This is a genomic window from Acidovorax sp. GW823-FHT01C06, assembly GCF_058798375.1.
Window position 1 is genome coordinate 41,871 of the sequence record NZ_JBXAKN010000017.1, and the last position, 8,237, is coordinate 50,107.

At 66.3% G+C, this 8,237-nt stretch carries 8 protein-coding genes; 3 read left to right on the plus strand and 5 right to left on the minus strand.

Annotation, left to right across the window (positions count from 1 at the left end):
- Positions 1-28 precede the first annotated feature (28 nt).
- Positions 29-2,407, minus strand: coding sequence for a 5-methyltetrahydropteroyltriglutamate--homocysteine S-methyltransferase (gene metE / locus AC1RCS_RS24520; protein ID WP_492246480.1), 2,379 nt, complete (start codon positions 2,405-2,407; stop codon positions 29-31).
- A 108-nt stretch (positions 2,408-2,515) separates the two neighbouring features.
- Here metE and AC1RCS_RS24525 point away from each other — a divergent pair, with 108 nt between their 5' ends.
- The gene (locus tag AC1RCS_RS24525) at positions 2,516-3,442 is read left to right on the plus strand and encodes a LysR family transcriptional regulator (RefSeq protein WP_369642512.1); all 927 of its coding nucleotides are present in this window, start codon (positions 2,516-2,518) and stop codon (positions 3,440-3,442) included.
- Here AC1RCS_RS24525 and AC1RCS_RS24530 read toward each other — a convergent pair.
- Complete coding sequence (locus AC1RCS_RS24530) at positions 3,420-3,854, minus strand: nuclear transport factor 2 family protein (RefSeq protein WP_492246479.1); 435 nt, start codon at positions 3,852-3,854, stop codon at positions 3,420-3,422. The genes AC1RCS_RS24525 and AC1RCS_RS24530 overlap by 23 nt on opposite strands.
- A 97-nt stretch (positions 3,855-3,951) precedes the next feature.
- Here AC1RCS_RS24530 and AC1RCS_RS24535 point away from each other — a divergent pair, with 97 nt between their 5' ends.
- Positions 3,952-4,818, plus strand: a complete 867-nt coding sequence (locus tag AC1RCS_RS24535; protein ID WP_492246478.1) for a LysR family transcriptional regulator — start codon at positions 3,952-3,954, stop codon at positions 4,816-4,818.
- 103 nt (positions 4,819-4,921) lie between these two features.
- Positions 4,922-6,229 carry a M20/M25/M40 family metallo-hydrolase gene (locus AC1RCS_RS24540; RefSeq protein ID WP_492246477.1) on the plus strand — a complete coding sequence of 436 codons (1,308 nt, stop codon included), beginning with the start codon at positions 4,922-4,924 and terminating at the stop codon, positions 6,227-6,229.
- 88 nt (positions 6,230-6,317) lie between these two features.
- Here AC1RCS_RS24540 and AC1RCS_RS24545 read toward each other — a convergent pair whose 3' ends face one another.
- From AC1RCS_RS24545 to AC1RCS_RS24555, 3 genes are all read right to left on the minus strand, one after another.
- Positions 6,318-7,286 carry a 2-hydroxyacid dehydrogenase gene (locus AC1RCS_RS24545; protein WP_492246476.1) on the minus strand — a complete coding sequence of 323 codons (969 nt, stop codon included), beginning with the start codon at positions 7,284-7,286 and terminating at the stop codon, positions 6,318-6,320.
- A 76-nt stretch (positions 7,287-7,362) separates the two neighbouring features.
- Complete coding sequence (locus AC1RCS_RS24550) at positions 7,363-7,824, minus strand: nuclear transport factor 2 family protein (RefSeq protein WP_492246475.1); 462 nt, start codon at positions 7,822-7,824, stop codon at positions 7,363-7,365.
- Between the two features lie 133 nt (positions 7,825-7,957).
- Positions 7,958-8,237: dihydrodipicolinate synthase family protein (locus tag AC1RCS_RS24555; protein WP_492246474.1), on the minus strand; the 280-nt coding region annotated here is incomplete at its 5' end.

Sequence of the window (8,237 nt, forward strand, 5' to 3'; positions counted from 1 at the left end):
GCCAGCCGATCTCGCGGCCGGGCCTCCGTCATGCCAGGGCCGCTTCCTCCAGCAGCCGCCCGCGCACTTCCTGCGCGGCCTGCACCATGTGGCGCAGGGCGGCTTCGGTCTCGGGCCAGCCCCGGGTTTTTAGGCCGCAGTCGGGGTTCACCCACAGGTGCTCCACGGGCACGACCTCGGCGGCTTTTTCCAGCAGCGCGGCCATCTCCTGCACGCCGGGCACGCGGGGGGAGTGGATGTCGTACACGCCGGGGCCGATCTCGTTCGGATATTTGAAGTCGCCAAAACCTTGTAGCAGCTCCATGTCCGACCGGCTCGTCTCAATCGTGATCACATCGGCGTCCATGGACGCGATGGCGGGCAGGATGTCGTTGAACTCGCTGTAGCACATGTGGGTGTGGATCTGCGTGTCGTTGCGCACGCCGCTGGCACTGATGCGGAAGGCTCGCGTGGCGCGCTCCAGATAGCTCTTCCACCCCGCGCGGCGCAGCGGCAGCCCTTCGCGGATGGCGGGCTCGTCGATCTGGATGATGGCGATGCCGGCGGCTTCCAGATCACACACCTCGTCGCGGATGGCCCAGGCGATCTGGTCGGCCGTGGTGGCGCGCGGCTGGTCGTCGCGCACAAAGCTCCATTGCAGGATGGTGATGGGGCCGGTGAGCATGCCTTTCATGGGTTTGGCGGTGAGGCTCTGCGCATACTGCGTCCAGGCCACAGTCATGGGCGTGGGGCGGGCCACGTCGCCGTAGATGATGGGCGGCTTCACGCAGCGCGAGCCATAGCTCTGCACCCAGCCGTTGGCGGTGAAGGCAAAGCCATCGAGCTGTTCGCCAAAGTATTCGACCATGTCGTTGCGCTCGGCTTCGCCGTGCACCAGCACGTCAATGCCCAGGGCTTCCTGCTTGCGCACTGCCAGGGCAATTTCCGCTTGCATCTTTTGTTGGTAGTGGGCCGCGTCGAGCGCACCGCGCTTGAAGGCGGCGCGGGCTGCACGGATCTCGGCCGTCTGTGGGAACGAACCAATCGTGGTCGTGGGCAGCAGCGGAAGTTTCAGCCGTGCGCGCTGTGCCTTTTGCCTGGCGGGAAAGGCGTCGTGGCGCTGGTCGGCCCCCGGCGCAGCGGCGGCCAGGCGGGCGGCCACGGTGGCACGGTGAACGCGGGGGCTGGCGCGGCGGGCGGCCAGGGCGATGCGGGCGGCGTGCAATTCATCGTCCACCGCAACCTCGCCTTGCGACAAGGCGGTGGAGAGCACACGCAGCTCGTCGAGCTTTTCGACGGCAAACGCCAGCCAGGATTTCACTTCGGCATCCAGCTGCGTTTCGGCCTCTAAGCTGAACGGCACATGCAGCAGCGAGCACGACGGTGCCAGCCACAGCTCGCCCTGGTGCTTGTCGGCCACGGGGCGCAGCTTGGCCAGAGCGGCATCGAGGTCGGTGCGCCAGATGTTGCGGCCGTCCACAATGCCTACCGACAGCACCTTGTGCGACGGCAACCAGTCGGCCACGCCCACCAGTTCTTCCGGCGCGCGTACGGCATCCACATGCAGGCCGGCCACTGGCAACTGGCAGGCCAGGCGCAGGTTCTCGGCCAGGGGCGAGAAGTAGGTGGCCAGTAGCAGCTTGGGCGCGCTGCGGGCGAGTTGCCAGTAGCTGGGCTCAAAGGCATGGCGCCACACATCGGGCAAGTCCAGCCCCAGGATGGGTTCGTCGATCTGCACCCATTCCACGCCCTGGGCTTTCAGGCGCGCCAGCACGGTTTCGTACACCGGCAGCAATGACTCCAGCAGGCTAAAGCGGTCAAAACCCGCCGTTTTGGATTTGCCCAGCCACAAAAGGCTCAGGGGCCCCAGCAGCACGGCCTTGACGCGGTGGCCCAGGGCCTGGGCCTCGGCCACTTCGGCGAACAGGCGCTCGCTGGCCAGGTGGAACTGGGTGTGGGCGCTGAACTCGGGCACGAGGTAGTGGTAGTTGGTGTCAAACCACTTGGTCATCTCCAGAGCGGGCTGGCCTGCGGTGGTGTGCTTTGCCTGGCAACCGGCGCTGCAGCCCTGATGGTCTTCGGCGGCGTGGGCCGACACGCCCCGCGCCATCGCAAAGTAGCGCGCCAGCTCGGGCGTGGCGTCAAAGCCAAAACGGGCAGGCTCGCAGCCCAGCAGCTGGATGTGGTTGGCCACGTGGTCGTACAGCGCAAAGTCGCCCACCGTCACACAACCCAGGCCCGCATCGGCCTGCGCCTGCCAATGCAACTGGCGCAATTGGGCGGCGGTTGCCTGCAGCTCGGCCTCGGTGCTGTCGCCGCGCCAGAAGGACTCGAGCGCGAATTTCAGTTCGCGCTGCGCCCCCATGCGCGGAAAACCCAGTGTGTGCGTGAGCACAGGGCGAGAGGAGGATTGGGCGGCGAGCGACATGGTGATTTCCTTCTTCTGAATGGAGCAGTGCAATGAAGGCACCGATGGTCGCGCGGGCTCGTTTATTATTCAAACGAAAGTTTTATGCGATCAACTTGAAAATTAATAATGAATCAGTCGATTCTGGAAGTGCGCCACCTGCGCACCCTGGTCGCCCTGCGCGACAGCGGCAGCCTGGTGCGGGCCGCGCAGCTGCTCAACCTCACGCAGTCGGCGCTGTCGCACCAGATCAAGCTGCTGGAGGACCGCTATGGCCAGCCGCTGTTTGAGCGCAAGTCCGTCCCGCCGCAGTTCACCGCCGTGGGCGAACGCCTGCTGGCCCTGGCCGATGCCATGCTGCCGCAGGTGGAGGGAGCCGAGCGCGACATTGCCCGCCTGGTATTGGGGCAGGGCGGGCAGATGCGCATTGCGGTGGAATGCCACACCTGTTTTGACTGGCTGATGCCCGCCATGGATGCGTTTCGCACCCGCTGGCCCGAGGTGGAGCTGGACATCGTGAGTGGCTTTCACGCCGACCCCGTGGGCCTGCTGCACCAGGGCCGGGCCGACGTGGCCATCGTGTCGGAGGTGGATGTCGACGAGGCGGGCGTGGACTACCACGCGCTGTTTGGCTTCGAGATCCGCGCGCTGCTGGCCAACACGCACCCGCTGGTCGCCAGGCCGCACCTGGTGGCGCAGGACTTTGCCGACCAGACCATCATCACCTACCCCGTGCCGGACGAAATGCTGGACCTGATCCGCCAGGTGCTGGAGCCCGCCGGGGTGCGCCCCCCGCGCCGCACCACCGAGCTGACGGTGGCCATGCTGCAGCTGGTGGCCAGCGGGCGCGGCGTGGCGGCGCTGCCGCTGTGGGCGGTGCAGAGTTACCTGGACCGGGGGTATGTGACGGCCAGGCCCATCGGAGCCCGGGGGTTGCGGGGCGAACTGCACGCCGCCTGCCTGCCCAGCCTGTCGGCCAAGCCGTACCTGCAGGACTTTGTGCAGGTCACGCGCGAGACGAGTTTCGTGACGCTCAAGGGCGTGGAGCTTTTGTGACAATCGGATCAGGCGCGTACTTGCCGCCCACTTCTTCGCGCAGCGGGTGGGTGTCGTAGACGATGTTCATGTCGCGGATGCGGGTGCTGCCCGCGTCGAATGTGAACACATCCACGCAGGTGAACGTCACCTCGCGGCCATCGTTCAAGGTCCAGTCGTAGCGGAAATAGGCGGCGACCCGCACGGCGCCGCCGCTTTCTGGTTGGGCGGAGGCGAACAGATCCAGCACGGTGATCACGCTGCCGCTGGAGGCCTGGGCGAGCTTCTTGAAAAAGTCGCTCGCGCGCATCGTGCCCAGGAACGGCGAGTGCACCACGCCATCGTCTTCAAAACAGGCGATCAGGCCTTCGGTGTGGCTGGCGTGCAGGTGGGCGAGGTAGGTGCGGACGGTGTCGATGGGGGTAGGGCTCATACGTGGCGATGCAAAGGGCGTGGAGTGGAGTGCGTAGCTTCGCCAACTCCGCGCCGCACGACAAGAGACAATGGTGGCTTATACATAAAAGGTGTTTATGTATCTGCGCTACCTGCAATACCTCCGTGCGGTCGTCGAACAGGGCTCGTTCGCCTTGGCGGCCAAGGCCTGCGGCGTGTCGCAGCCTGCGATCAGCCATGGCATGAAGGCACTGCAAGCCCACTTCGCGAAGCCCTTGCTGGTGCGCGAGGGGCGCCGCCATGTGCCCACCGACCTGGCCCGGGCTGTAGCCGCGCAGGCCCTGCACCTGGCACGAGGGGTTGAGGCGCTGCCCCGCGCGTCAGTGGCTGCGGCAGACCGCTACCTGCTGCGGGTAGGGCTCACGTCTTCAGCGGCGCTGGTCTGTGGCCCGCTGCTGTATGCCAGTTGGTGCCTGCCCAACGCCCGGCGCTCGCTGGAGATGGCGACGGCCGATGAAGGCAGTCTGCTGGAGGGCCTGCTGCAGCGGCGCTTTGATGCGGTCATTGCCCCCAAACCGCGCAAGTTTGCGCATCCCGATGTGACGGAGCGCCCCCTGTACGAGTTGCATCCCCAGGTCTATGCGCGCAAGGGCCACCCATGGGTCCGGGCCCAGTCGCTGGCGCAACTGCAGGGCGCTGCGTGGGCCTGTGTGGGGCCCAGTGTCAGCGGGCCGGTGGATGTGTTGACGGAAGCGCACCGTGTGCGCCGCATGCCCGCGCCCAAGATGTCCGTGCGCTGCCCCGACTTTGCCAGCCTGCTGCACCTGGTGGCGCAGTCCGACCTGCTGGCTGTTGTGCCGCACCCTGCGTTGCTGGGCGGTGCGTCCACGCTGGTGGCGCCCCTGCGGCTGGCGGAATCTCTGCCGCTGTATGGCATGTGGCTGTTTGAACCCCGGGGCTACAAGTCACGGCTGAGCCCCGAGGTGTTTGCGCCTGCGGGCTGAGTCTGGCGCGCAGGCGCTGACCGAAGCATTGCAAGGAGGATCAGTGTTTGAAATTGGTGTTGCAAGACTCCATAATCGCTTTCCTCATCCCTTCACCGAGCCTTTGCACCATGCACCATCCGCAGCGCCGCCCACACTAACCCCTTCGTTTGTCCGCCCCCTGATGGCCTCGCTGGCGCTGGCGTTTGCCGCCGCCGTGGCCCACGCTGCGCCGGTGGCTGATGTCCACGCGCTGGCCCAGAAGGAGCAGCAGCCGGTGCTCGACACCCTGCGCGACCTGGTGCACATCGAGTCGGGCAGCAAGGACATCGAGGGCCTGAACCAGATCGCCGAGCGCATTGCCAGCCAGCTCAAGCAACTGGGCGGTACGGTGGACGTGCTGCAGACCAGCGACATCTACCGCCTGGACGACACGCCCGAGAAGGTGGGCCCTGCCGTGCAGGCCGTGTTCAAGGGCACGGGCAGCAAGAAGATCATGCTCATCGCGCACATGGACACGGTGTACCTGAAAGGCATGCTCAAAGGCCAGCCGTTCCGCATCGATGGCGACAAGGCCTATGGCCTGGGCATTTCGGACGACAAGCAGGGCATCGCACTCATCATCCACACCGTGGCCTTGCTGCAAAAGCTCAGCTTCAAGGACTACGGCACGCTCACCGTGCTGATCAATGGCGACGAGGAAATCAGCTCGCCCGGCTGGCGCAGCACCATCACCCGTGTGGCGTCCGAGCAGGACGTGGTGTTGTCGTTCGAAGGCGGCGGCACCGACGGCACGCTGCGCCTGGCCACCAGCGGCATCGGGGCGGCCTACCTCACGGTGCAGGGCAAGGCATCGCACGCCGGGGCCAAGCCCGAGGATGGCGTGAACGCGCTGTACGAACTGTCGCACCAGCTGCTGCAGATGAAGGACCTGTCGAAGAACGACGAAGGCCTCAAGCTCAACTGGACGGTGTCCAAGTCCGGCACCAACCGCAATGTGATTCCGGCCGAGGCCACCGCCCAGGCCGATGCGCGTGCCCTCAAGGTGGCGGACTTTGACGGGTTGGAGAAGGCGCTGCAGGAGAAGATCAAGACCCGGCTGCTGCCCGCCTCCAAGGTGGACGTGAAGTTCGAGGTGCGCCGGCCGCCGCTCGAAGCCAGCGAGGCATCGCGCCGTGTGGCCGGTTACGGCAAGGTCATCTACCAGGAGTTGGGCCTGCCGCTCAATGTGGTCGAGAAAGCCACCGGGGGCGGCACCGATGCGGCCTTTGCGGCGCTCAAGACCAAGGGCGCGGTGGTGGAGGGCATGGGCCTGTCGGGCTACGGCGCCCACTCCAATGATGCGGAGTACGTGCAGATCAACACCATCGTGCCGCGTCTGTACCTGGCCACGCGCATGATCATGGACATCTCGCGCGACAAGCTGAAGTGACTCCCTGAGCCGCTTCGTGCCTCCCCCCTGCGGGGGCGTCTCCGGTGCTGCAGGGCGAGGAGCCAGGCACGGAGGCGCTGTTTACGGCTTACTCAAGTACCAAGGTGCCAGGCACCGGCGCCAGCACGGCACCGGTGGTGTAGAACGATTCCAGGTTTTCCAGCACCAGGTCGGCCATCGCGCGTCGGGTTTCGTGCGTGGCGCTGGCGGTGTGGGGCGTCAGCACCACGTTGTCCAGCGCCATCAGCGCGGCGGGCACGGTGGGCTCGTTCTCGAACACGTCCAGCCCTGCACCGGCGATGCGGCGTTCGGTCAGCGCTTCGGTCAATGCGGCTTCGTCCACCACGCTGCCGCGCGCCACATTGACGAGGTAGCCGTTCGGCCCCAGGGCATCCAGCACATCGCGGTTGACGAGGTGGCGCGTGCCAGCGCCGCCCGCCACGGTCAGCACCAGATAGTCGGCCCACTGCGCCAGCGCGGTCAAGGACTCGAAATAAGGGAGTGCGCAGCCCTCGGCCTGCCGACGGTTGTGGTAGCCCACCTCCATGCGGAAGCCGCCCGCACGATCGGCCACCGCCTGGCCGATGCGGCCCATGCCCACGATGCCCAGGCGCTTGCCCGACACGCGGCTGCCGAGCGCAAACCTGGCCTTCGGCCATTCGCCACGGCGCACAAAACGGTCGCTGGCGGCAAGGTTGCGCGACACATCCAGCATCAGCGCAAATGCCATGTCGGCCACGCAGTCGTTGAGCACGCCGGGCGTGTAGCCCACCTGCACGCCACGCGCCTTGGCCGCATCGATGTCCAGCGCGTCAAAGCCCACGCCAAAGCTGCTGATGACCTGGAGGTGGGGCAGCGCGGCGATGACCTCGCCCTCGAGGCCGATGGCGGCGGTGGTCACCACCCCGGTGAACTCCGCACCGTGTGACGCCAGAAAAGCCGCTGGATCGGGCTGTTCGGCCAGGCAGGCGACGCTGTAACGGGCCGCCAGTTCGGCCTCCAGCGCGGGAAGGGGCAGGCGGCCGATTTGCAGGATGCGGTGGGGAGTCGTGGTCATGGTTTCGTGGGGCAGCAGTGCCAAAAAATGCAACGGGCGGCATACGGCGGCACACAGCCGCCCCGATGTGTCTACATCATGCCGCGACGCGCACGGCCTGGCGCGCCAGCAGCTTCCACTGGCCGCCTTGCTGCTGCCACACGCCCAGGATCTTGATCTGCACCTTGCCGGGCTTGCCCGAGTCATTGGTATCGGCCGTGAGGGTGTGGCGCACGATGGCAGTGTTGCCCACGACCTTGATGGTCTGGTCGGAGATGGCGATGGTGACGAAGTCGGATTTTCCTGCGATCAGGTCGCCGATGAAACTGTCCTTGGTGTCCACGCGGCCCCCCGAATGGCCGTAGCTCAGGTCGTCGGCGACGAGTTGGGCGAGGGCCGTGGGCGTGGGATCGATCATGGCCACGCGCAGTTTTTCCGCAGCCGCGGCCACCGATTGCTCGGACGATGCCGAAGATGCAGCGGGTGCGCTGGCGGCGCAGCCCGTGAGCGCGGCAATGGCCAAGGCGGCGGCGGTGGCGAGAACGATTTGCTTGAACATCTTGTCTGTCTCCGTTGTGGTGTTGGGGATGTGTGTGCGTGCCACGGCTGCACCACGCGCCCGTGCACGGCCAGGCGCGTGGTGGAATGCAACCAAAGAAGAGGGGCCTGGCTTGCCAGGCCCCTCGGCGCGCTTACTGCGGGCCGAGCTTGTCGATGAGCGCCTTGAGCTCTTCCATCTCGCTGGGCTTCAAGTCCGTCAGCGGCGCGCGCACCGGCCCACCGTCATGGCCCACGATCCTGGCGCCCGCCTTGATGATGCTCACGCCATAGCCCTCCACCCGGTTGCGGATGGCCAGGTAGGGCATGAAGAACTCCTTGAGCAGCCTGTGCTGCGTGGCCGTGTCGTCGGCCGCCACGGCCTTGTAGAAGTCCATCGCCGTCTTGGGAATGAAGTTGAACACTGCGGACGAA